Origin of the sequence: Hanstruepera marina, assembly GCF_019880635.1 — a bacterium.
Taxonomy (GTDB): Bacteria; Bacteroidota; Bacteroidia; order Flavobacteriales; family Flavobacteriaceae; genus Hanstruepera; species Hanstruepera marina.
In genome coordinates this window covers 788,363-812,133 of the sequence record NZ_JAINVX010000001.1, presented here as the reverse complement: position 1 = coordinate 812,133, position 23,771 = coordinate 788,363, and the positions used below count along the sequence as shown (strand labels likewise).

At 34.9% G+C, this 23,771-nt stretch carries 21 protein-coding genes and 1 tRNA gene; 9 read left to right on the top strand and 13 right to left on the bottom strand.

Annotation, left to right across the window (positions count from 1 at the left end; translation table 11 throughout):
* Positions 1–50: 50 nt before the first annotated feature.
* Both K7G76_RS03715 and trkA read right to left on the bottom strand, forming a co-directional pair.
* Positions 51–1,544: a TrkH family potassium uptake protein gene (locus K7G76_RS03715; protein WP_223032853.1), complete on the bottom strand. Its 1,494-nt coding sequence runs from the start codon at positions 1,542–1,544 to the stop codon at positions 51–53.
* A gap of 1 nt (position 1,545) precedes the next feature.
* Positions 1,546–2,895 (bottom strand): Trk system potassium transporter TrkA, encoded by a 1,350-nt coding sequence (gene trkA / locus K7G76_RS03710; protein WP_223032852.1) that lies wholly within the window; start codon positions 2,893–2,895, stop codon positions 1,546–1,548.
* Positions 2,896–3,031: 136 nt separating this feature from the next.
* On the opposite strand from trkA, the gene ubiE reads away from it, so the two are divergent.
* Both ubiE and porT read left to right on the top strand, forming a co-directional pair.
* Positions 3,032–3,757, top strand: coding sequence for a bifunctional demethylmenaquinone methyltransferase/2-methoxy-6-polyprenyl-1,4-benzoquinol methylase UbiE (ubiE, locus tag K7G76_RS03705; protein ID WP_255572915.1), 726 nt, complete (start codon positions 3,032–3,034; stop codon positions 3,755–3,757).
* Between the two features lie 4 nt (positions 3,758–3,761).
* Complete coding sequence (gene porT, locus K7G76_RS03700) at positions 3,762–4,475, top strand: type IX secretion/gliding motility protein PorT/SprT (protein ID WP_223032850.1); 714 nt, start codon at positions 3,762–3,764, stop codon at positions 4,473–4,475.
* On the opposite strand, the gene K7G76_RS03695 is transcribed toward porT, so the two are convergent.
* Positions 4,462–5,193 (bottom strand): TrmH family RNA methyltransferase, encoded by a 732-nt coding sequence (locus K7G76_RS03695; RefSeq protein ID WP_223032849.1) that lies wholly within the window; start codon positions 5,191–5,193, stop codon positions 4,462–4,464. The two genes, porT and K7G76_RS03695, sit on opposite strands and share 14 nt — an antisense overlap.
* 188 nt (positions 5,194–5,381) lie before the next feature.
* On the opposite strand from K7G76_RS03695, the gene tamL reads away from it, so the two are divergent.
* The 3 genes from tamL to accD are packed head-to-tail and all read left to right on the top strand — an operon-like array spanning position 5,382 to position 9,914.
* Positions 5,382–7,907: a translocation and assembly module lipoprotein TamL gene (gene tamL, locus K7G76_RS03690; RefSeq protein WP_223032848.1), complete on the top strand. Its 2,526-nt coding sequence runs from the start codon at positions 5,382–5,384 to the stop codon at positions 7,905–7,907.
* A gap of 46 nt (positions 7,908–7,953) precedes the next feature.
* Entirely contained in the window at positions 7,954–9,021 is a 1,068-nt protein-coding gene (fbaA, locus tag K7G76_RS03685; protein WP_223032847.1) for a class II fructose-bisphosphate aldolase, read from the top strand.
* 35 nt (positions 9,022–9,056) lie between these two features.
* Positions 9,057–9,914 carry an acetyl-CoA carboxylase, carboxyltransferase subunit beta gene (accD, locus tag K7G76_RS03680; RefSeq protein WP_223032846.1) on the top strand — a complete coding sequence of 286 codons (858 nt, stop codon included), beginning with the start codon at positions 9,057–9,059 and terminating at the stop codon, positions 9,912–9,914.
* A gap of 53 nt (positions 9,915–9,967) precedes the next feature.
* Here accD and K7G76_RS03675 read toward each other — a convergent pair whose 3' ends face one another.
* The gene (locus tag K7G76_RS03675) at positions 9,968–10,810 is read right to left on the bottom strand and encodes a hypothetical protein (RefSeq protein WP_223032845.1); all 843 of its coding nucleotides are present in this window, start codon (positions 10,808–10,810) and stop codon (positions 9,968–9,970) included.
* Positions 10,811–10,993: 183 nt separating this feature from the next.
* Here K7G76_RS03675 and rpsO point away from each other — a divergent pair, with 183 nt between their 5' ends.
* Positions 10,994–11,263: a 30S ribosomal protein S15 gene (gene rpsO / locus K7G76_RS03670; protein WP_223032844.1), complete on the top strand. Its 270-nt coding sequence runs from the start codon at positions 10,994–10,996 to the stop codon at positions 11,261–11,263.
* A 273-nt stretch (positions 11,264–11,536) separates the two neighbouring features.
* On the top strand, positions 11,537–13,780 hold the full coding sequence (locus K7G76_RS03665) for a polyribonucleotide nucleotidyltransferase (RefSeq protein WP_223032843.1): 2,244 nt from the start codon (positions 11,537–11,539) through the stop codon (positions 13,778–13,780).
* Positions 13,781–13,845: 65 nt separating this feature from the next.
* On the opposite strand, the gene K7G76_RS03660 is transcribed toward K7G76_RS03665, so the two are convergent.
* A complete protein-coding gene (locus K7G76_RS03660; RefSeq protein ID WP_223032842.1) occupies positions 13,846–14,241 on the bottom strand; it encodes a hypothetical protein in 396 nt (131 codons plus the stop codon).
* A 183-nt stretch (positions 14,242–14,424) separates the two neighbouring features.
* Between K7G76_RS03660 and K7G76_RS03655 the strand changes: the two genes are divergently transcribed.
* Entirely contained in the window at positions 14,425–15,288 is an 864-nt protein-coding gene (locus K7G76_RS03655) for a sigma-70 family RNA polymerase sigma factor (RefSeq protein WP_007648330.1), read from the top strand.
* 142 nt (positions 15,289–15,430) lie between these two features.
* Entirely contained in the window at positions 15,431–16,093 is a 663-nt protein-coding gene (gene rpe / locus K7G76_RS03650) for a ribulose-phosphate 3-epimerase (protein ID WP_223032841.1), read from the top strand.
* A gap of 42 nt (positions 16,094–16,135) precedes the next feature.
* Here rpe and K7G76_RS03645 read toward each other — a convergent pair whose 3' ends face one another.
* The 8 genes from K7G76_RS03645 to murC form a co-directional block, all read right to left on the bottom strand.
* On the bottom strand, positions 16,136–16,555 hold the full coding sequence (locus K7G76_RS03645; protein WP_223032840.1) for a CBS domain-containing protein: 420 nt from the start codon (positions 16,553–16,555) through the stop codon (positions 16,136–16,138).
* Positions 16,556–16,631: 76 nt separating this feature from the next.
* Positions 16,632–17,474: a zinc-dependent peptidase gene (locus tag K7G76_RS03640; RefSeq protein ID WP_223032839.1), complete on the bottom strand. Its 843-nt coding sequence runs from the start codon at positions 17,472–17,474 to the stop codon at positions 16,632–16,634.
* Between the two features lie 225 nt (positions 17,475–17,699).
* Positions 17,700–17,773: transfer RNA gene (locus K7G76_RS03635), tRNA-Arg, on the bottom strand.
* Between the two features lie 13 nt (positions 17,774–17,786).
* Complete coding sequence (locus K7G76_RS03630) at positions 17,787–18,239, bottom strand: GatB/YqeY domain-containing protein (protein ID WP_223032838.1); 453 nt, start codon at positions 18,237–18,239, stop codon at positions 17,787–17,789.
* A 155-nt stretch (positions 18,240–18,394) separates the two neighbouring features.
* Positions 18,395–20,353, bottom strand: coding sequence for a cell division protein FtsZ (ftsZ, locus tag K7G76_RS03625; RefSeq protein ID WP_223032837.1), 1,959 nt, complete (start codon positions 20,351–20,353; stop codon positions 18,395–18,397).
* Positions 20,354–20,386: 33 nt separating this feature from the next.
* Positions 20,387–21,706, bottom strand: a complete 1,320-nt coding sequence (gene ftsA / locus K7G76_RS03620; protein ID WP_223032836.1) for a cell division protein FtsA — start codon at positions 21,704–21,706, stop codon at positions 20,387–20,389.
* 3 nt (positions 21,707–21,709) lie between these two features.
* Positions 21,710–22,402 carry a cell division protein FtsQ/DivIB gene (locus K7G76_RS03615; protein WP_369412174.1) on the bottom strand — a complete coding sequence of 231 codons (693 nt, stop codon included), beginning with the start codon at positions 22,400–22,402 and terminating at the stop codon, positions 21,710–21,712.
* Between the two features lie 16 nt (positions 22,403–22,418).
* The gene (gene murC, locus K7G76_RS03610; protein ID WP_223032834.1) at positions 22,419–23,771 is read right to left on the bottom strand and encodes a UDP-N-acetylmuramate--L-alanine ligase; all 1,353 of its coding nucleotides are present in this window, start codon (positions 23,769–23,771) and stop codon (positions 22,419–22,421) included.

Genomic DNA, 23,771 nt, shown 5'->3' with positions numbered 1-23,771 from the left:
CGAGCAATCAAAAAAAATGTTACAGTAAAATCTATTCCCGTACAAAGTGACTACCTATTACGCCAAAAGAAAGGTGTTAACAATATAAGAACGGTAAAAAGCTCAAGTCTTCCAAGCAACATTAAAAAAGCGCTCCACCACTTACCCAAAGCTGGTAAAGCGGCATAATTGTTTACTGGACCAAAATCACCCAAAGCGGGTCCTACATTACCCAAGCTTGAAGCTGCAAGACCTACAGAAGATTCGAAATTAATGCCAAACATAGAAAACACCAATGCACCAATAATAAAGGATAACATGTACAGAATAAAGAAGGCAAGAATATTAAAAACAATATCACCTGAAACAGATTTGGTATTATACCGAACCGGGAGAATAGCATTAGGGTGCAAAGAGCGTCTGAACTCTATAAAACCATTTTTTATCATTAACAAATGCCTTACCACTTTTACACCACCTGATGTACTTCCGGCTGAACCTCCAAGAAACATTAATCCAAAAAAGAATACGACTAAAAAGGGTGTCCAAAGCGTATAATCAGCTGTAACAAAACCTGTTGTCGTAATTATTGCCAATACCTGAAAAAGCGCATGTCTGAATGCACTCTCACCTTCTCCCCAGACCATAGGATGCTGTATAGAAGATATTGAAGGGTCGGCCTTAAAGTATATTATAAGTGAAGCTATAGCGGTAAATACAACTATAAACTTAAAATAGAGTTTAAATTCTTCATCTCTAATAATTTTTTGGACTTTTCCCTTAAATGCAAAATAACTTAACACAAAATTGGTTCCTGCCAAAAACATGAACACTATAATGATATACTGAATAATAGGTTGACTATTCCAATGCGCTATACTTGCGTTTTTTGTAGAAAATCCCCCTGTTGAAAGGGTACACATAGCATGGTTTATAGCATCAAAAAAGGACATCCCAGCCACTTTTAATAAAATAGTTTCTAAAGCTGTATAACCAAAATAGATCAACCACAATCTTTTAGCTGTATCAGTTATTCTTGGATGAAGTTTATCGGCACTGGGACCCGGTGCTTCGGCAGCAAACATTTGCATCCCTCCAATTCCTAATAGGGGTAAGATAGCCACTGCCAAAACAATAATACCCATGCCTCCAATCCAATGGGTCAAACTACGCCAAAAAAGCACACCATAAGGCACAGATTCTATGTCGTTTAAAATAGATGCTCCTGTTGTTGTATAACCGGACATGGTTTCAAAAAAAGCATCGGTAAACTCCGGAATCACACCTGTTAACACATAAGGCAATGTGCCTGACAACGCCATTATAATCCAACCAAAAGTTACAACAATGTAACCTTCGCGTTTATTCATTTCCTTTTTGTGGTCTTTAGTTCTAAACATTACCAAAGTACCAATAGCCGACGTAATTATACCGCCAAGCAAAAGGTTGGTAGTAACCCCATCATTGTAAATCAAACTCACTAACGAGGATAGTAATATAAACCCTCCATTAAATAGAAGCAAAAGTCCTAAAAAGTGAAATATGATTTTATAATTGAGTCTCATTTTAGAGGAAAAGCTTTTCAACATGTTCTATAGAACGCGGCAAACCACAAATTACCACACGATCACCTTCTTGAATTTTAAAATCCCCAAGAGCTATATATCCAACGTCATCACGAATAACACCACCAATAATTGCAGAACGCGGAAAACCAACATCTTTAATAAGTTTGTTACAAATTGCAGAGCTGGATTTAACTTTGAACTCTAAAAGTTCGGCATCCATGTTATTCAACTTGGTCATAGCAACAACATCGCCTCTACGCACATATCTAAATATATTATTGGCAGCTAGTAGCTTTTTATTAATTAAGGTATCGATACCAATGGATTGTGATAACTCAAAATAGTCCATATTTTCAACCAAGGCAATTGTCTTTTTTACATTTTTAGATTTCGCCACAAGACTGGACATAATATTAATTTCGCTATTTCCAGTTACCGCTATAAAAGCATCCATTTCACCAATACTTTCTTCATCCAACAAATCAACATTACGCCCATCCCCATTAATTACCAAAACATTAGGTAATTCATCTGCTAAATCGAAGGCACGAGCCTTGTCTTTCTCAATAAGCTTAATATTTAAGTGACTATTTGCTAAATCACGAGCTGTTTTGTAACCAATTTTGCTTCCTCCAAGAATCATAACATTCTTGATTTCTGTATTTATTTTACCGGTTATTTTACATAACTCTTCGGCTCCACCTTCAGATGTAATAAAAACAACATGGTCACCTTCTTTTAGCTGGGTATCACCTCTTGGAATAATAGTGTATTGAGTTCCAAATCGTTGAATGGCAATAGGCACAAAATGAATTTCAGGAAAAATACCAGCAGCTTCTTTCACAGTTTTCCCAACAAATGCCATAGTTCTAGACAAATCCAAACCAACCATAGTTAAAGCACCATCTTCAAACGCATATGTATCACTAAAAGCCGATTGGTCCAACAATAATCTAATTTCAGCAGCTGCTAATGCTTCAGGAGAAATAAGCTCGTCAATACCAAACTTGGTGAACCCAACTTCGTCTTTGTAATGAATGAATTCCGTGTTAGAAATTCTAGCAATGGTTCGTTTTGCTCCTAATTGTTTTGCCAATACACAAACCGTAATATTTGTGGTTTCAGAGGACGTTACCGCAATAACCAAATCACTCGACTCAACACGTCCGTCCTTCAGGATAGCTATTGATGTGGCATCACCCTTAATTACCTTTATATCTAAATGATTATCTGCATAAAGCAAACTATCTTTATTGGTATCTATTAAGGTTATTTCTTGAGATTCAAAAGACAATAATTTTGCTAAATGAAATCCAACTTCACCAGCACCAGCAATAATTATTTTCATGTGTAGTAAACTAAAAAGCAGTACAAATATAAGCCAAAAAATACGATTCACCATTAATTATGCAGCGATTATAATTATTTACCAACTAGTTGCTTAATGCCTTATGAATAGTTTATATTTGCCAAAATTTAAGACTTTGTCGAAAGTAAAACCATATAAAGATAGTAAGCTAGGTAAGAAAGAACAGGTAACAAAAATGTTTGATACCATTTCGGAAGATTACGATGGCTTAAACCGTGTTATTTCTTTTGGTATTGATGTTTCATGGCGAAAAAAAGTAGTAGCACTTGTCGGTGAAAAAAAACCAAAATCTATTTTAGATATTGCTACTGGAACGGGAGATCTTGCCATTCAGCTAGCCGAAACTAAAGCCACTAAAATTGTAGGTTTAGATATTAGTAGTGGTATGCTAAATGTTGGTAAACAAAAAGTAGCAAAAAAAGGTTTAGACCAAACTATAGAAATGGTTTTAGGCGATTCTGAAAATATGCCTTTTGAAGACAACACCTTTGATGCTATTACCGTAGCTTTTGGTGTAAGAAATTTTGAAACCCTAGATAAGGGCTTAACTGAAATTTATCGTGTGTTGAAGCCAGACGGCATTTTTGTGATTTTAGAAACTTCCGTTCCAACAAAAACACCTTTCAAACAAGGGTACAATTTTTACACAAAATATGTCTTACCCAAAATTGGTAGATTATTCTCTAAAGACAAAAGTGCTTATAAATATTTAAGCGAATCGGCATCTGTTTTTCCTTACGGTGAAAAACTAAACAATATTTTACGTAAAATTGGGTTTATTAATGTTACTGATTTACCACAAACTTTAGGAGTGGCAACTATTTATACAGCATCAAAATAAATATATGAGACAAATCGTATTACTTTTTGCTTTTCTATGTTTAGCACAAACATCTAATGCACAGCTTTTTAGCAAGGAAAAAATTAGAAACCTAGAAAACGAAGACAAGAGAAGATTGTCTTGGGGTTACTATTTAGGTTTTAACAATATGGACTTTAATTTTGACTACAATGAAGATAGACCTGACATTCTTGTAGATAAAAGTGTTGGTTTTAATGTTGGTTTAATTGGTAATTTAAGAATCATGGAATATATAGACTTGCGCCTAGAACCAGGTCTTACCATTACAACCAGAAACCTTACTTATGACGAAAGTTATTTTGATGGTATAGAATACACAGAATCAGATTTAATGAGAGAAGTAAAATCAACTTACATTTATATTCCGTTGTTAGTTAAATTTTCATCAAAACGTCTAAATAATTTTAAACCTTTTGTGGTTGGTGGAATATCTACTGCCATAAACCTGTCAAGTAATGAAAAAAACCCTGACGATAATAGCTCTGGGCAATTTAGAACCAAAACCAATATGTTATTTTATGAAGTTGGTTTTGGGATCGATTTTTATTTGGCATTCTTTAAATTTACCCCATCCATTAGAGGTGTTTTTGCTATTAACGACGAAATTGTTCCTGATGTAGACCCAAATAGTCCTTGGACCGGGAATATTAATTCAATGAAAACTCGAGGTGTTTTTATAAACCTCACTTTCCAGTAAAATTTCTCTTAAATTCGCTTAACAATATAGCCGTTGCAGTAGCCACATTTAAACTTTCTGTGGCTTGCAATGAGCCAAAACGCGGAATGGAAATTCTTTCTGTTACCAAATTTTCTATAGAACGTGATATACCATTAGCTTCATTACCTAAAACAAGCATGCCTTTTTTGGGCAAATTATATTGGTAAACATTTTCACCATCCATAAAAGCACCAAAAATCTGTGAATCATTTTTGCTAAAAACTTGTTCTAAATCGGCATATGTTATATTCACTCTTGTAATTGATCCCATAGTAGCTTGAACAACTTTAGGATTGTAACAATCTACCGTTTCATTACTGCATACCAAATCGCTAACACCAAACCAATCGCACAAACGAATTATAGTCCCCAAATTACCAGGATCTCGAACATCATCTAATGCAACTATTAAATTGTCATGATTTATGGGCAATGTTTTAGGCATTTTAAAAATCGCTACTGCCTTATTGGGTGTTTTTAAAAAGCTAATTTTTTTTAATTCAGCTTCTGTCACAAGTATTTTATTATTGGCATCAATATTGCAGGATTCTGTTGCGTATAATTGATGTAAATCAAAATGTGAAGCTAAAAGTTCAGTAATGGTTTTAATACCTTCGGCAACAAATAACTGATATTCGTTTCTAAACTTTTTTTGCTTTAAACTTTGAATTAGTTTAACTTGATTTTTCGATATCATACAAACGTATTTCGTTAATTGTTATATTGATTTTGCAAGTACAAAGATGGTTTACATTGGTTCTAAAAACACAAATTAATTTAAGCGCATATTTCAATTGAAATAATGTATTTTTGAGAAGGCTAATACAAATAGTATTTTATTCTCTAAAATTTAAAAAATATAATATACTTATAATTCAGTTCTTCTTGAAAATAGACTCTTCAAAAATAGTATTAAATATTTTTATAGCCTTGCTTCTTGCATCTTGTAATTCTATTAAAAGAGTTAGTGATGAAGAACATCTACTTGACAAGAATACCATTTATGTAAATGACAAAGTCGATAAAACTGAAACTATTAATAATTTATTATACCAAAAAGAGAACATCAATTTTTTAGGAATTCCTTTTAGGCTATATCTGTATAATCTTGCACGCCCCAATATAGATTCTATTGTTAATTCCAATATAGATTCAAAACCTAATAAACGGGAACGTCTAGAAAAGTTTTTGTCAAAAAAACAATTAAACAAATATGTCGAAGCCAGAATAGGCTTTAATAAATGGCTAAAGAAAACAGGAGAAGCTCCTATTATTGTTAATGACGAAAAAACAAATAGAACTTTAAACAGACTTGAAGCTTATTATTTTAATAATGGTTGGTTTAATGTAAAAGTCACATCTAAAACAAATAGATTGGACAACAAAAGAGCCACTGTAGATTATTTTGTGGAAACAGGAGAGCCTTATATTGTTAACTCACTAAAAACAAAAATCGAATCTCCCGTTATTGATTCATTATATCAGTCATCAAAAAAAGAATCTGCCATCAAGCTTAACGAACGCTATAAAACCAAAACCTTTGGATTAGAGAAAGACCGCCTAACTAGTAATTTTAGGAATAATGGCGTGTATCATTTTAGTGAGGATTATGTGTTTTTTGAAATGGATACCGTAAGAACAAACAAAAAAGTAGACGTTGAGCTTCAAATTGGCGATCGTATTATAAAAAATGACGATTCAACGCGTACAGAGCCTTTTAAAATTTACAAAATTAAAGAAGTTAATATCTATACAGACTACTCCTATTTAAACAAGGACAAAACCATTAAAGACTCCTTAAGCGTTGATGGCTACAACCTTTACAGCAACGACAAGCTACGTTTTAAACCAAAAGCATTGACCGATGCTGTTTTTATAACACCAGGAGAAGTGTTTAAAGATAGAGACCGAACACTTTCCTACCGCTATATTTCAGAATTACGAACCTTTAAGTATCCAAACATTGAGTATGTTGAAAACCCTGACACAACACTAACAGCCAACGTTTTTTTAACACCGCTAAAAAAGTTTGGTTTAGAATTTAGTGCAGAGGTTTCTCAAAGTAATATTCAACAAATAGGTTTGGCATTCAACCCTTCAATATTAATGCGTAATGTATTTGGAAAAGCAGAAACTTTACAATTAACTGCATTTGGTTCTATTGGTGCATCAAAAGATGCCGCAAATGATGAAGACAGGTTTTTTGACATCCAAGAATGGGGAGCCGACTTAATGTTAACTTTTCCAAGAATTTTTTCACCTTTTAATACAGATAAGCTAATACCCAAGTACATGTCGCCACGATCCAGTGTTAGTTTATCAACCTCAAGCCAAACCAATATTGGTTTAGATAAGCGCACACTATCTGGAACCCTTAATTACCAGTGGAAACCCAACACCAAGGTTACAAATCGTTTGGATTTGTTTAATGTTCAATATGTAAGAAACTTAAATCCAAATAACTATTTTAACGTATACTCTACATCTTACGATCAATTAAATGAAATTGCCCAAGATATTGGATATGTTGGCCCGGACGAAAATTTAATTATACCTGAACAGGCAGATCAATTTATTAACGAAGTTTTAAGTGATATGCCGCCGCCTGGATTGACTGATGATGATGTTCAAGACATCAGCTATATAGATGAACGGAAAACTCGTTTAACAGAAAACAACCTTATTTTTTCTTCTGCATTTAGCTATGTTCGTGACAACAGAAAGAGTTTGTTTGATGAGAATTTTTTTATTTTTAGAGGTAAAGTTGAAACAGCGGGTAATTTTGCATCGCTAATGTCAAACGTTTTTGGAAAAGAGAAGAACACCAATGGTAACTATGAAATTTTAGATGTGGTATTCTCCCAATATGTAAAAACAGAGTTCGATTATATAAAACATTGGGATTTAGGTAAAAAACGCGTTTTTGCAGTTCGTGGCTTTTTTGGCATCGCCATTCCTTACGGTAACTCGAACAGTATTCCTTTTGCAAAAAGTTTCTTTGCAGGTGGAACAAATGACAATAGGGCATGGACAGCCTATAGCCTTGGGCCAGGTAGTTCTGAAAGTAATAACGAATTTAACGAAGCCAATTTAAAACTAGCTTTTAATACAGAATATCGTTTTAATATTTTTGATGACGTATATGGTGCACTATTTGCCGATGCAGGAAATATATGGAATGTTCTAGATAATGTTCAAGACCCAAATGCCACTTTTGATAGTTTTAGTTCACTAAAAGATATTGCTTTAGGTTCTGGTTTTGGCTTACGCTATGATTTTGGATTCTTAGTTTTCAGATTCGATATTGGTTTCAAAACCTACGACCCATCCTACCCTGATGGCGAACGCTGGTTTAAAGATTACAACTTCAGAAATGCTGTTTATAACATTGGTATCAATTACCCTTTCTAGCCTATCTTTTTTTCTTATTTTTGTTAATCACTAAAATTAAAAGTACATGTCACATAACATAAAACCAGGAGTTGCAACTGGACAAGAAGTTCAAAATATATTTAAACTAGCTAAAGAAAAAGGGTTTGCCTTACCAGCAGTAAATGTTATTGGCTCTAGCAGCATTAATGGTGTTTTGGAAACTGCGAGAGATTTAAACGCACCTGTTATTATTCAATTTTCAAATGGTGGTGCAGCATTTAACGCCGGAAAAGGTTTATCAAATGATGGTCAAAAGGCGGCTATTGCTGGAAGTATTGCTGGTGCTAAACATGTGCACTTAATGGCTGAAGCTTATGGTGTACCTGTTATTTTGCACACAGACCATTGTGCAAAAAAATTACTGCCTTGGATAGATGGATTGTTGGAAGCAAGTGAAAAACATTTTGCTGAAACTGGAAAACCACTTTACAGTTCCCATATGATAGACTTAAGCGAAGAGCCTATTGAAGAAAACATTGAAATCTGCAAGCAGTACCTTTCGCGCATGAGTAAGATAGGTATGACACTTGAAATAGAATTAGGCATTACTGGTGGCGAAGAAGATGGTGTTGATAATACTGATGTTGACGACTCCAAATTATACACACAACCAGAAGAAGTCGCCTATGCTTACGAAGAGTTAAGTAAAATAAGTGATCAATTTACAATAGCAGCTGCTTTTGGAAATGTTCATGGTGTATATAAACCTGGAAATGTAAAGCTAACTCCGAAAATTTTAAAAAATTCTCAAGATTATGTTAGTGAAAAATATGGTGTAGGACACAATCATATAGACTTTGTTTTCCATGGTGGTTCAGGTTCTACTGTCGAAGAAATTCGTGAGGCTATTGGATATGGTGTAATAAAAATGAATATTGATACAGATATGCAATATGCATTTATGAGTGGCATCCGTGATTACATGAAAGAAAAAGAAGCTTATCTAACTAGTCAAATTGGTAACCCAGATGGCGAGGATGTTCCAAATAAAAAATACTATGACCCTAGAGTATGGTTGCGAAAAGGCGAAAATGCTTTTGTTGATCGCTTAAAAAAGGCGTTTGAAGACCTTAATAATGTAAATACTTTATAAATTTGCATCCTAACTAACATCTAAAGGAAATAGTAATGGCTTGGTTTAAAAGAAAAGAAAAGGGGATACAAACCTCTACGGAACAGAAGAAGGACACTCCCAGAGGCCTATGGTATAAATCTCCAACAGGAAAAATAGTTGATGCAAAAGAACTTGAGCAAAACTATTTTGTTAGCCCTGAAGACGGTTATCATGTTCGCATTGGTAGTAATGAATATTTCAGCATCTTATTTGATGATAATAAGTATAAAGAATTAGACATCAAATTAGAGTCTAAAGACCCACTAAAGTTCGAGGACACTAAAAAGTATCCAGATCGATTAAAAGCCGCACAAGAAAAAACAAAACTAAAAGATGCTGTTCGCACAGCAGTTGGTAAATCTAAAGGTAAAGATTTAGTAGTCGCCTGTATGGATTTTTCTTTTATAGGCGGATCAATGGGTAGTGTTGTAGGTGAAAAAATAGCGCGTGCAGCCGATTATTCTCTAAAAAAGAAAATTCCATTCATGATTATTTCAAAATCAGGTGGAGCTCGTATGATGGAAGCTGCATTATCTCTTATGCAATTGGCAAAAACATCGGTTAAATTAGCTCAATTAGCAGATGCTGGCATTCCTTATATTTCATTATGTACAGACCCTACAACCGGTGGAACAACGGCGTCATTTGCTATGTTGGGCGATATTAATATTGCTGAACCTGGTGCTCTAATTGGTTTTGCTGGACCTCGTGTAGTTAGAGATACTACAGGACAGGAATTGCCAGAAGGGTTTCAAACTTCTGAATTTTTATTGGAACATGGATTTTTAGATTTCATTACCCACCGAAAGGATTTAAAAAAGAAAGTAAATCTCTATATCGATTTAATTACCAATCAACCATTAAGAGAATAAAATAAAAAAAGCGACCTTTTTCAGTCGCTTTTTTTATAATGCGTATTTAAAATTTATCTCAAAACGATATCTATTGTATTACCATTGTTAAAAGTAAAGGTGGCTAAATTATCACAGTCACCTTCTCCATAATCTAATACGCCTCCAAAAAATGTACGTTGCACATCAATAGATCCGGCAACAAAATGATAGCATGTTGCTTCTCTTCGTAGAGGCAATTCAGATTCATATGTATGCGTATTGCCATTAGTAAAATGGGCATTCCAATACCCCGTAACTTCCCAAACATTATCTGTAAAAACTCCAGATCCGTGGCCTTCAATCCACTCTCTTACTATTTGTCCATCACGTGAAGCTTGAACGCCATTTGGCCAAACAACTGTTAAATCAACTGTATGTGTAAATTGTGGATTTCCGTTGGTATTTGATAATTCCTTTAAAATGGAATTGCTGCCCAGAACTTGTTTCTCATCAAAATAAAAATCGTTTAACACATAGCCCAAAGTAATTTGTTGTGCTTGTGGATCACGCGTATATGTTAATACAATCTGACCACGATACATATGTCCTCGAACCATACAACCATCATCTCCAAAATCAATAGTTAATTCCCTTAAATTTTGTTGAGCTACTAATGTAACTGTCACACAGTCTGGCATATTTTTTCTAGAAATTGACATACCACGCGCTTCTGCATCTTCCTGTTCTTCATAAACATCAATAATAAAGTCTTCTAATGCAGCAGAAACTTGATCCATTTCAGCAGATTGTACAACTTCAGATACATCTTGTTCTTCCGAAACTGGATCTGATGTTTCATTTTCGGTACATGCAGTGAATGTCAGCCCTAAAACCACAAGAGCTAAAACCACCTTTGTTAATTTAAATGTTTTCATCATTACTTTTTTATAGTTAATATAATGTTAAGACAGTCTTATAACGCAAAGGTTTAATTAAAATTACTTTTTTCAGAAGAAATAATTATTTTGAAGAAAACTTGTAAATGGTTAAAAATTACTATATTTGCCGCTTGAAAGAAAGGCTTTCAATACATAAAAATCATTTACAATAATATTAGCATGTATTTAACTAAAGAAGTAAAAGAAGAGATTTTCTCAAAGTATGGTAAAGGTAAAAACGATACCGGTACTGCAGAAGCTCAAATTGCGTTGTTTACGCACAGAATTAATCACTTAACAGAACACCTAAAACAAAATCGTAAAGATTTTAACACAGAGCGTTCACTAGTAAAGTTAGTAGGTAAGCGTCGTGCATTACTTGACTACTTAACTAAAAAGGATATCATGAGATATCGTGCAATTGTTAAAGAATTAGGATTAAGAAAATAATCACAGAATAAGAGGCTTCGCGCCTCTTTTTTGTTTTATAATAACGTTACAATGTCATTACGAGGAGTGTAACTAGCCTGCGTTGAGCGCAGTCGAAACGTGGTAATCTCTAAAAAGATTGCCACAGCAAATTAAATTTGCTTCGCAATGACAATAGAAGAAGCTAATTATAGTTTTTCATTGGTCTCACAACAACTACACAACAACACAACGACCATTGTTTAACTGAATTCCGAAAGGCTAAAAAGCAATCGGAATTAGAATTAAAAATTTATGATTCCAAAAGTATTTAAAGAGGTCATAGACCTTGGTGACGGTAGAGAGATTTCTATTGAAACCGGAAAACTAGCAAAGCAGGCGCATGGTTCTGTTGTTGTTCAATCTGGAAACTGTATGTTGTTATGTACTGTAGTTTCCAATTACAAGTCAGCTGATGTTGACTTTTTACCTTTAACTGTAGATTATCGCGAAAAATTTGCTGCTGCAGGTCGTTATCCAGGTGGTTTTTTCAAAAGAGAAGCAAGACCAAGTGATGGCGAAGTATTAACAATGCGTTTAGTAGATCGTGTATTGCGTCCGCTATTCCCAAAAGATTACCATTCTGAGACACAAGTCATGATCCAATTGATGTCTCATGACGAGAATGTGATGCCAGATGCCATGGCAGGGTTGGCCGCTTCTGCAGCTATCCAATTATCAGATTTTCCATTTGAGTGCCCAATTTCTGAAGTAAGAGTTGGACGTATTAATGGTGAGTTTGTCATAAACCCTTCTTTAACACAATTAGCCGAGTCTGACATTGATATGGTTATTGGTGCTAGTGCCGATTCTGTAATGATGGTTGAAGGTGAAATGGATGAAATTTCTGAAGAAGAAATGACTGAAGCTATTAAATTTGCTCATGAAGCTATTAAAACGCAGTGTGCTGCGCAAGTTCGTTTAGCTGAAGCATTCGGAAAGAAAGAAGTTCGTGAATATGAGCCTGAACGCGAAGACGAAGAATTAGCGAAGAAAATTCACGATATGGCTTACGACAAAGTATATGCTGTAGCAAAAGCAGGTTCTTCTAAACATGAAAGAGGTGCTGCATTTGCTGAAATCAAGGAAGACATTATCGCTTCATTTTCAGAAGAAGAAATAGAAGATTACGGTGGCCTGATTTCAAAATATTACAGTAAGGCCGAAAAAGCTGCTGTACGTGACTTGACACTTAACGAAGGTTTACGTTTAGACGGCCGTAAAACAACTGATATTAGACCAATTTGGTGTGAGGTTGACTATTTACCATCTACTCATGGTTCAGCTATCTTTACACGTGGTGAAACTCAAGCATTGGCTACAGTAACTTTAGGAACTTCTAGAGAAGCCAACCAAATAGATATGCCTTCTTTTGAAGGTGAAGAACGCTTCTACTTGCACTATAACTTTCCACCATTTTCGACAGGTGAAGCTAGACCAATTCGTGGTACATCACGTCGTGAAGTAGGTCATGGTAATTTAGCTCAACGTGCCTTAAAAGGTATGGTTCCTGAAGATTGTCCTTATACGGTACGTGTGGTTTCAGAAGTATTGGAATCTAACGGCTCATCTTCTATGGCTACGGTTTGTTCGGGAACTATGGCACTTATGGATGCTGGTGTTCAAATGAAAAAACCGGTTTCAGGTATTGCTATGGGTTTAATTTCTGAAGGAGATAAATATGCTGTACTATCTGATATTTTAGGTGATGAAGATCATTTAGGCGACATGGACTTTAAAGTAACTGGAACTGCCGATGGTATTACAGCTTGCCAAATGGACATTAAGGTAAAAGGCTTATCGTACGAAATTTTAGTAAATGCTTTAAAACAAGCTCGCGATGGTCGTTTACATATTCTTGAAAAGTTAACAGATACTATTGCACAACCAAATGCAGACGTGAAACCTCACGCTCCAAAAATGGTGACTCGTGTGATTCCAAATGAATTTATTGGTGCTTTAATTGGACCTGGAGGAAAAGTGATTCAAGAATTACAAAAAGAAACCAACACTACAATTGTTATCAATGAAGATCCAGATACCGAAGAAGGTATTGTTGAAATTCTTGGAACAGGACAAGAAGGTATTGATGCTGTTTTAGCTAAAATAGATGCTTTATTGTTTAAACCAGAAGTGGGCAGCATTTACGAAGTAAAAGTCATTAAAATGCTTGATTTTGGTGCCGTTGTAGAATATACTGAAGCGCCTGGAAATGAAGTACTATTACATGTAAGTGAATTAGCGTGGGAACGTACTGAAAATGTATCAGATGTTGTAAACATGGGAGATGTTTTTGACGTGAAGTACTTTGGTGTTGATCCTAGAACAAAAAAGGAAAAAGTATCCCGTAAAGCTATTTTACCAAAACCGGAAGGTTGGCAAGATAGACCAAAACGTGACAATAACCGTGGAGGCAATAACAATCGCGGACGCGATAATCGTGGTCGTGATAACCGTCGTGATGACAGAAAGCCTCGTGAGGATAAAAACGACAACTAATTTATTTTAGTTTATATATAAAAAAGCCCATCAAATTTTGATGGGCTTTTTTTATATACCGATTACTATTTAGGCATATACCCTTTCATGGTTTCCATTTGTTTATCATCTAAAACAGAACTCATACCTTTTTGAAAATCTTTATCCAATAACAACGCATTTTGAACCTGTTCGTCAACTTTACTAGTTTCACCAGAGCCAATTAACTTATCAGCACCAATGCCACTTAACATCTTTTGGAATTTTTCACTCTTTAACTGACTTACAACTAATCCAGAAACTTGTTTTTGTTGCGATTCACTTAAATTTAATTTTTTAGTTAAACTCTCAACTTGATTTTCGGCTAAACTCTCAATCATAGAACTACTGGAAGAGGTTGCGCTTTTAGAAAGCGACGATAATGTCTGTCCAGACACCTGCATCATACCAAATGCAAGAAATAAAAATAGAAGTTTTTTCATGATATTTTTTTTGGTTAAAAATTGAATGTCAATATACTACATTAAGGTCAAACATTTAAAAAAAACCTTCAATAAGGACTTATTTAAAGATTTTTTAAACTTTTTGTAACAAAATACCCTTTTCTTACGTATAACTTATTAGAACATTAATGTTCGAACAATTTAAATACAGAAATTCTTTACATGAGACAACTTAAAATTACCAAGCAGGTTACCAATAGAGAAACTGCTTCGTTAGATAAATATCTACAAGAAATAGGAAAAGTTGACTTAATTACCGCAGACGAAGAAGTAGAATTAGCACAGCGTATAAAAGCTGGAGACCAGATAGCTTTAGAAAAGCTAACTAAAGCGAATTTACGTTTCGTGGTATCGGTAGCAAAGCAATATCAAAACCAAGGTTTAACATTACCCGATTTGATTAACGAAGGTAATTTAGGCTTAATTAAAGCCGCACAACGTTTTGATGAAACGCGTGGCTTTAAATTCATATCTTATGCTGTTTGGTGGATTCGTCAGTCTATCTTACAGGCTTTGGCAGAACAATCTCGTATTGTGCGTTTGCCTTTAAACAAAATTGGCTCTATTAATAAAATTAATAAGACCTTTGCCTTTTTAGAGCAAGCTCATGAGCGTCCTCCAAGTGCTGAAGAGATTGCCAAAGAGTTGGATATGACCATAAACGATGTTAAGGAGTCTATGAAAAACTCTGGCCGTCACGTTAGTATGGATGCCCCTTTAGTAGAAGGTGAAGATTCTAACTTATATGATGTATTAAACTCTGGTGAATCGCCAAACCCTGATAAAGATTTATTACACGAGTCTTTACGTACAGAAATTGAGCGTGCACTAGAAACCTTAACACCTCGTGAAGCTGATGTTATTCGTTTGTATTTTGGTTTAGGAAACCAACACCCAATGACTTTGGAAGAAATTGGCGAAACGTTCGATTTAACCCGTGAACGTGTTAGACAGATTAAAGAAAAAGCGATTCGTAGATTAAAACATACGTCTAGAAGTAAAATATTAAAAACATATTTAGGTTAGTAAGCTAATTACGACTAAATAACCGTAACAAACAGTTACAAAACATAACTGTTCGTTTTTTGATTGATGAAAGAACCCTCGGCTGATTACCGAGGGTTCACTTTTTTGCATTATTTTTGCCGAAACAAACAACACAACTCGCATGAATTCAAAAATAATTGCACCCTCTATGCTTGCTGCCGATTTTGGCAACCTACAACGCGATACTGAAATGGTAAACAATAGTGAAGCCGATTGGTTTCATATTGATGTTATGGATGGTCACTTCGTTCCAAACATCTCTTACGGCATGCCAGTAATTCAAGCCATTAAAAAACATGCTACCAAACCTTTGGATGTGCATTTAATGATTGAAAAACCTGAACGCTATATTGAAGAATTTGCCAAAGTAGGTGCCGACATAATTACTGTACACTACGAATCTACAGTACATTTACATAGAACTCTTACCCAAATTGAGAATAATGGCTGTAAAGCAGGTGTAGTTTTAAATTTAACAACACCAATACAAGTACTAGAGGACATATTACCAAAATGCTACATGGTGCTTTTAATGTCAATCAATCCTGGTTTTGGCGGTCAAAAATTTGAAGACATGACTTATAATCGCATTAAAAAATTGCGCGAAATGGCAAATACCCAAGGCTTGAATACACGTATTGAAGTTGATGGGGGTGTTACAGACAAAAACATAAAAGCATTAGCAGATGCAGGAGCTGATGCCTTTGTAGCAGGTAGCCATGTGTTTAAAAGTGATAACCCTACTGAAATAATAAAGCAATTGAAACAACTTGCTAATTCATAAAAAAAGCTCCAGGTCTGGAGCTTTTTTATTTTAATTGTTTAATTAAAATTGAGCTATTAGATAGTTAATTAAGTCCGTTGTGGTTACAATACCTACCAACCTGTCATTATCTACTACTGGTAATGCATGAAACTCACGTTTTGAAAGCACTTCAGCTACTTCCTTTATCGTCGTATCTGATGTTACACTTACCATGTTTTTTGCCATCACCTGATCAATGGTAAACATATTATAAACTACTGTATCAATGGTATCTTCATCTTCACCAACAGCATCAGCAAAACTAATACGCAATAAATCTGTATAACTTAAAATACCTTTAATGGTATCACCACTTACAACAGGAATATGTCTTATATGATGTTTTTTAAATAAGTGCTCGGCAGTTTCTAACTCATCTGTATAATTCAGGGTAATGACATTTTTGGTCATTATTTCGGAGATTGGCGTTCTTTTCTTCATGACTATCTATTTTAATTAGGAACTTAAAGATACGTATGTAGTAAAAGAAAAAATATGATAAAAATCATAACACCAACTAATAGTGCGCAAAGTTAAAATTGAGCATCTGTTTTGTTTTGGCATAGAGCCGTGGAAATTGAGCACGGAACTCTTCAGGTGTTTCAATAAACGATTCAATAATAACGGCCAAAAACTCAAATTGGTTTGTAAAGGCGTAGTCTCTAAAATATTGAGATGCTATGATACGCTCTCTTAAACCTTCTTCGTTAGCCAATAAATTGGTAATCTCTATAAATGTGTCTCCAAAAATTGTAGCTCCAATATGCCGTTCTGTTAAACTATTTATATGTAACGCATGAGTAAATTCATGAATCCCAAGATTAAGGTTATCATTAGCAATATCATAACCATTTAAAAAATCTTGCCACGATAAAACTAAAGCCTTAATCTTGGGATTATATTCCCCTTTATGATAAGCATCATTTGTTCTTGAATAGAAAGCTTCAGGATAAATAATAATCATTTCCAGAGAATTCAAAAAATAATTTCGATACCCAAAGGTTAACATTACAGCTGTTGCTGAAATAAGTATTTCCATTTCATTAGACACCACTATTCCATTTCTTCCAACAAACTTCTTATCATAAATAAAACGAGCCACACGATGCTCAAAAAAGCGTTTTTCACGGTTAGACAACTTGTTGTAAAAGCGAAATTGAGAAGTCAATATTTGTATGTAGGGTTCTGGCAACTTATTTTTAAAACCAATGCCATGTCTATAAAGTGGTTTTTTGCGCACCATAACATAAGCTAACTCTACCATATTTACTACGGCATAGATAATCAAGCCAATTAGCACGGCAACTAAAACGCCAAACATAATGAGGTATTCTGTTGATAAATTAGGTAAGTCAATCATAGAATTTGAAACGTAATTGCAATCTAATAATTGTTTTTATAATAAACTAAATCTATTATATAGCTTTAAACCTTTTGCACTTAATAATCTTTATTAAAGTTCCGCTTTGAAATCAGGATTACAATCTCCCGACTGTTTTTCCCTCAAAGCTCCGCTTTGAAAACACTTCAAACAAAAAAATGCTCAAGCGAGCTTGGCATTTTTTCTTTTTGAAGTGTTTATTCGTGACCCTGGAGGGATTCAAACCCCCAACCGCTGGAGCCGAAATCCAGTGCTCTATTCAGTTGAGCTACAAGGCCTATTTCTTATAATTTATTGCGATAACTTTTGTTTCACAATATTAGAAATGGTCTTACCGTCAGCTTGACCGGCCAACTCTTTACTAACCATTCCCATTACTTTACCCATATCTTTCATACCATCTGCTCCAATTCTATCAATAGTTGTTACTACAACTTTTTCAATCTCTTCTTCACTCAACGCTTCTGGTAAAAACTGACTGATAATTTCAGCTTCAGCTAATTCAGGTGCAGCCAAATCCTCACGACCTTGCTCAATATACACAGCCGCACTATCTTTTCGTTGCTTAACCTGCTTTTGCAATATCTTTAGTTCTTGTTCTTCTGTCAAGTCTGCTTGTGCTCCACTTTCAGTCTGCGCTAACAAAATAGCTGATTTAACTGCTCTCAATGCTGTTAAAGCAGTTTGATCCTTTGCTTTCATAGCATCTTTTAAAGCTGTCATTACCTCTTGCTGTAAACTCATAATTCAAACCATTTTAGTTTTGCGAAGATAAAAAGAAATACGCTTTTAGCGTTTGCTAATCTTTACAAAGTTTTATTAAATAGAAAACCCGAAAAATCGAAGGATGTTTTTCGGGATTTCCTGAAGTTTAAACACTAAACTTAGTTGCTATTAATCTAATCTACGTTGTCGTGTAAAAACGAATTATTGTTGCGCAATTGTATATCATCATTATCATCAACACTTAAACTAGTGCTTGATCGGTTAGACTCTGATGATGGTTTTGAATCGTCCAGATCCACACCTTGGCGCTTATAGGCTGGTATTTTCTCTATATCATCAATTTTTGCATTATTGAATTTATAGTTAAAATCTTTCATTTTTCGTCTACGCTCTTCAGCACGTTCTTTTAAAAGCTCTGAAATAGGACTGTTCATTGGATCAATCTCTTCACTAACTTCTTCCTCTTTAGGTGCAACAACTTTCTTCTCAAAAACTATCTCTTCTTCTTCAACAACCTTCTCTTTCACTTTAGTTTCTGTAGTTGTTTTGTTCATTGTTGATTCAAGTTCAATATAATCATCCAAAGCATAACGGATTTCGCCTTCTTCATTAGTTTCTGTAACTGTAATGAGTTCGATATAATCCTTTACAGGCATTTTTTTGATGTTTTCATCCAATTCATGAACCACCATATCTTCACCTTTGTTCTCTATCTGCTGTTCTTCTACCTTATTTTCACTTAAAGGCAGGTCAAAACTTAAAGTGATTTGCTGTTCTTCTTCATCTTCAATCTCGACAGTTGGTTCTTGAACTTGGCTAGTCGCTGTGGTAATTTCAAATTCATCTTCATTTACAAGTGACAATATTTCTTCATAAACAACTTCCATGTTTTTAATCTCATCTGTTGTTGCTATTAAATTGTTTGTCTCCTGTTTAGGCTGTAACGGGTTTTCTATTTCTTCCAACTCCTCTAAATCTAGAGTATGCTTAACCACTGGAATTTCTGTTTTTTCCTCCAATTCAATATTAGGCGTTATAATAGCAGGTTCTCGGGTTTTACGCGATAAATCTTGCTCCATAGATTGGTCATCTTCGAGGGCGTGGATTACTTTTTTAACTTCTGTATTAGAAATCTCAGCTTGTTGATCCACATCAAAACCTGTAGCTATAATAGTTACAGCTATAGACTCTTCCAAAGCATCGTCTTCACCAACACCCATAATAATATTGGCACCGTGACCAGCTTCGTCTTGAATATGGTCGTTGATTTCTCCTATTTCGTCAATAGTTATTTCTTGAGCTCCAGATACTATTAGCAGCAATACATTTTTAGCACCTGTAATTTTATTATCGTTTAGCAATGGAGAATCTAACGCTTTTCTAATAGCTTCTTTTGCACGATCTTGCCCAGAAGCAGTCGCCGATCCCATAATAGCTGTTCCACTATTGCTTAATACAGTTTTAGCATCGCGTAAATCGATGTTTTGTGTGTAGTGATGCGTAATAACTTCAGCAATACCACGTGCAGCAGTAGATAAAACTTCATCTGCTTTAGAAAAACCGGCTTTAAATCCTAAATTACCATAAACCTCACGCAGCTTATTATTATTGATTACCACCAACGAATCAACTACATTTCGTAACTTCTCGATACCTATTTGTGCTTGTTGATTACGCATTTTGCCTTCAAACTGAAAAGGCATAGTAACGATTCCAACCGTTAGAATATCTAAATCTTTAGCCATTTTGGCAATAATTGGTGCCGCACCTGTACCTGTTCCACCGCCCATTCCTGCGGTAATGAAAACCATTTTGGTGTTGGTATCCAGCATATTTTGAATATCTTCAACACTTTCTACTGCCGATTTCTCACCAATATCTGGATTGGCGCCAGCACCTAACCCTTCGGTTAAGTTAACACCCAATTGAATTTTGTTTGGAACACCACTATTTTGTAGGGCTTGAGCGTCTGTATTACAGATGACAAAATCGACACCTTTAATACCTTGTTGGAACATGTGATTTATGGCATTGCTACCACCACCACCTACACCAATGACCTTAATTACATTTGATTGATTTTTCGGTAAATCAAATGAAATACTAGTTTCGAATTCTTTGTTGCTGCTCATGAATTACGTTTTATTTGTGCTTTATTAATTAATTTATTCTGCGTTATCTAAAAAATCTTTAACCTTATCGGTTAGCTTGTCTAAAAAAGAGCGTCGCTCCGGTTTAGGAACTTCAATTTCTTCTTCGTGCGAATCTTCGCTAATTTCCTGTTCTTGAATTGAGGCTTGATACTCTAGCTCTACCTTCTTACGTTCTTGGCGTTTTAAACCATCCATTACAAGTCCTACGGCTGTTGCGTATAACGGACTGGTAATCTCATCATCACTATCGCCAGCTAAATGCTCGTTGGGAAAACCAATTCTGGTATCCATTCCTGTGATATATTCTACTAATTGCTTTAAATGTTTTAATTGGCTTCCACCACCAGTTAAAACTATACCTGCTATCAATTTCTTTTTCTGTTCTTCGTGACCGTAATTTTTAATCTCGACGTAAACCTGTTCAATAATCTCAACTACACGCGCGTGGATTATTTTAGACAAGTTTTTAAGTGTAATTTCCTTTGGCTCACGGCCTCTTAATCCAGGAATGGAAACAATTTCGTTATCCTTATTTTCTCCCGGCCAAGCGGATCCAAATTTTATTTTTAATAATTCAGCTTGCTTTTCTATAATGGAACAACCTTCCTTAATGTCTTCTGTTATTACATTTCCACCAAAAGGAATTACCGCAGTATGGCGAATGATACCATCTCTAAAAATGGCTAAATCTGTTGTTCCACCTCCAATATCGATTAATGCAACACCCGCTTCTTTTTCTTCTTGGCTTAAAACTGCATTAGAAGAAGCTAAAGGCTCTAGTGTTATACCTTCAAGGTTTAATCCGGCGCTTTTTACACATCTTCCTATATTTCTGATAGATGACACCTGACCAACTACCACATGGAAATTAGCTTCCAATCGTCCACCATACATACCAATGGGTTCTTTTATCTCAGCCTGACCATCTACTTTAAATTCTTGTGGTAACACATGAATTATTTCTTCTCCAGGCAACATTACCAACTTATGAACTTGATTGATTAAACGCTCAATATCGTCTTCATCTATTACCAATTCAGAATTCGATCGGGTTATATAATCGCTATGTTGCAAACTACGAATATGTTGTCCAGCTATACCAACGGTTACATTTTCAATTTTTATATCTGAAGCTGCTTCAGCTTCCTGTACTGCCAACTGTATAGACTGAATAGTTTGGGTAATATTATTTACAACACCTCTATGCACTCCTAGACTTTTAGAGCGTCCAATTCCTAAAATATCTACTTTTCCATACTCGTTTTTACGACCAACCATGGCCACAATTTTTGTGGTTCCAATATCTAATCCTATTGCTATATTTTCTCCCATAGTTTAAGATTTAGTGCAAACTACCTGGCTATCAAATTGCAGATTCACTTTACTGTAATTGTTTAAAATTTTGTCTTTAGCCGCTTTTTTATAGAAAGCTTTTAAATTGTTTATTTTTCTATCCAAATTATTCAAATCTCCAACAAAGACTTCAAAATCTACCTGCCTTAATCTTAAAGAGATTCGATTATCATCATTTTGATGAATTTGCGTTACATGCTTTAAAAGAAAATCGTCATCTGTGATTTTCTGTGCCATTTTAAAAACAGTTTTCAAATTGTCTTTTGTGACTTTACCAATAACTATTGGCACTCTAGCCGTATAGTTTGTTGATAAAGGCATGTAACCTCCTTCTTCATCTATATAAAAAGACTCTGAGCTACGTACTCGAGCTATTGGTTTTTTTTGCTCTATCTCTGCTGTCAAATCGCCGTCAACACTGACAAACACTTGAGCAGATTTAATCATTGGATTAGAATTCAGGGCAGATTCCAATAAATTCAAATCTAAAGTTTCTTTAGGCATATTTTTAACGGTGCCTTGATTTTGTATTAACAATTTACTAACAGTCTCATGTGTTATAAAAAGGTTGTCTTCACCTTCAAAAAATATCTCAATGTTCGCTATTTTTCTTTCGTCATTTTTTTCATTTGAAAAGGCAAACAAACCGATAACCAATACCAGTAAAACAAACATTTTTATGAAGTTCCAATTAACTCGCATATTGTAAACTTTGTTTTATGTGTTTAACTTCTTCACCAATATCGCCTGCACCTATGGTTAACACAACTGTAGCATGGCTTTCTTTTATTTTTGAGATGATCTCAATCTTTGAAATAAGCTGTTTGTTTTTATTTTCAATTTTACTTAACAACCAACCTGAATTAACCCCTTCTATAGGCAGCTCTCTTGCTGGATAAATGTCCAACAACATAACCTCATCAAATTGCGATAAACTTTTGGCAAAGTCATCAGCGAAATCTTGTGTTCTACTGAACAAATGTGGTTGAAAAATCGCCAATACCCTATGATTGGGATACATTTCACGCACAGCTTGATGCACGGCGTTTATTTCTTCTGGATGATGGGCATAATCATCTATGTAAACTAAACTGTTAGTTTTAATGTGGTAAGAAAATCTACGTTTAACACCTTTATAGGATGCTAAAGCTTTGGCGAGCTGCTGGTGAGGGCAACCATACTCTACAGCCATCGCCAAGGCTATTAATGCATTCGACAGATTATGTCTACCAGGTAGGTTAAATTGTATATTTTCAATGATTGTTTTTGGTGTTTTTACATCAAAAACATAGGTTCCGTTTTCTATCCTAATATTGTAAGCGGCATAATCGGAATCATCGTCTATCCCATACGTTATCCCTTGTAACGGCAATCCGTTTTTGATAAACAGTTTTCCTGATTGTTTTATTTTTTTAGCAAAATCTTCAAAGGAGCTTTTAAGTGCTTCAGCGTCTCCATAAATATCTAAATGGTCAGCATCCATTGATGTAATACAGGCCAAATCTGGAGACAAAGTCAAAAACGACCTATCGAATTCATCGGCTTCTACTACAGTAACATCGGTTCCGTTTAGAATTAAATTCGAATTATAGTTTTCGCTGATACCTCCTAAAAATGCAGTTACCGGAACATCACAAGCATTTAACAAATGTCCTAAAATACTTGTCGTTGTTGTTTTCCCGTGCGTACCTGCTACAGCTAAACAAAATGTGTTTTCGGTAATTAGTCCCAAAATTGCAGCGCGTTTCACAACCGTGTAATGGTTATTATTAAAATAAGCTAACTGTTTATGATCTTTAGGAATTGCAGGCGTATAAACTATCAATGTATTGTTAGCATTCAACAAGCTTGAGTCGAGGTTAGCAACAGTATCTTCAAAATGAATGGAAATACCCAAATCGCTCAAATCATCTGTTATTTCCGTTCGTGTTTTATCATAACCTGAAACTTGTTTTTTGTTGGCATGGAAATATCTAGCCAGAGCACTCATACCAATGCCTCCTATACCAATAAAATAAACGTTATCTACAGTTTCTAGATTCAC

Bases quoted from the DNA above. Each gene is read 5' to 3' on its own strand.
- K7G76_RS03615 (WP_369412174.1), bottom strand. From the start codon at position 22,402: ATGTTTGTTTTACTGGTATTGGTTATCGGTTTGTTTGCCTTTTCAAAT.
- K7G76_RS03640 (WP_223032839.1), bottom strand. From the start codon at position 17,474: ATGATTGACTTACCTAATTTATCAACAGAATACCTCATTATGTTTGGC.
- ftsA (WP_223032836.1), bottom strand. From the start codon at position 21,706: ATGGGAGAAAATATAGCAATAGGATTAGATATTGGAACCACAAAAATT.
- K7G76_RS03655 (WP_007648330.1), top strand. From the start codon at position 14,425: ATGAGACAACTTAAAATTACCAAGCAGGTTACCAATAGAGAAACTGCT.
- rpsO (WP_223032844.1), top strand. From the start codon at position 10,994: ATGTATTTAACTAAAGAAGTAAAAGAAGAGATTTTCTCAAAGTATGGT.
- fbaA (WP_223032847.1), top strand. From the start codon at position 7,954: ATGTCACATAACATAAAACCAGGAGTTGCAACTGGACAAGAAGTTCAA.
- K7G76_RS03645 (WP_223032840.1), bottom strand. From the start codon at position 16,555: ATGAAGAAAAGAACGCCAATCTCCGAAATAATGACCAAAAATGTCATT.
- K7G76_RS03695 (WP_223032849.1), bottom strand. From the start codon at position 5,193: ATGATATCGAAAAATCAAGTTAAACTAATTCAAAGTTTAAAGCAAAAA.
- rpe (WP_223032841.1), top strand. From the start codon at position 15,431: ATGAATTCAAAAATAATTGCACCCTCTATGCTTGCTGCCGATTTTGGC.
- K7G76_RS03665 (WP_223032843.1), top strand. From the start codon at position 11,537: ATGATTCCAAAAGTATTTAAAGAGGTCATAGACCTTGGTGACGGTAGA.
- accD (WP_223032846.1), top strand. From the start codon at position 9,057: ATGGCTTGGTTTAAAAGAAAAGAAAAGGGGATACAAACCTCTACGGAA.
- ftsZ (WP_223032837.1), bottom strand. From the start codon at position 20,353: ATGAGCAGCAACAAAGAATTCGAAACTAGTATTTCATTTGATTTACCG.
- K7G76_RS03715 (WP_223032853.1), bottom strand. From the start codon at position 1,544: ATGAGACTCAATTATAAAATCATATTTCACTTTTTAGGACTTTTGCTT.
- porT (WP_223032850.1), top strand. From the start codon at position 3,762: ATGAGACAAATCGTATTACTTTTTGCTTTTCTATGTTTAGCACAAACA.
- K7G76_RS03630 (WP_223032838.1), bottom strand. From the start codon at position 18,239: ATGAGTTTACAGCAAGAGGTAATGACAGCTTTAAAAGATGCTATGAAA.
- K7G76_RS03675 (WP_223032845.1), bottom strand. From the start codon at position 10,810: ATGAAAACATTTAAATTAACAAAGGTGGTTTTAGCTCTTGTGGTTTTA.
- trkA (WP_223032852.1), bottom strand. From the start codon at position 2,895: ATGAAAATAATTATTGCTGGTGCTGGTGAAGTTGGATTTCATTTAGCA.
- K7G76_RS03660 (WP_223032842.1), bottom strand. From the start codon at position 14,241: ATGAAAAAACTTCTATTTTTATTTCTTGCATTTGGTATGATGCAGGTG.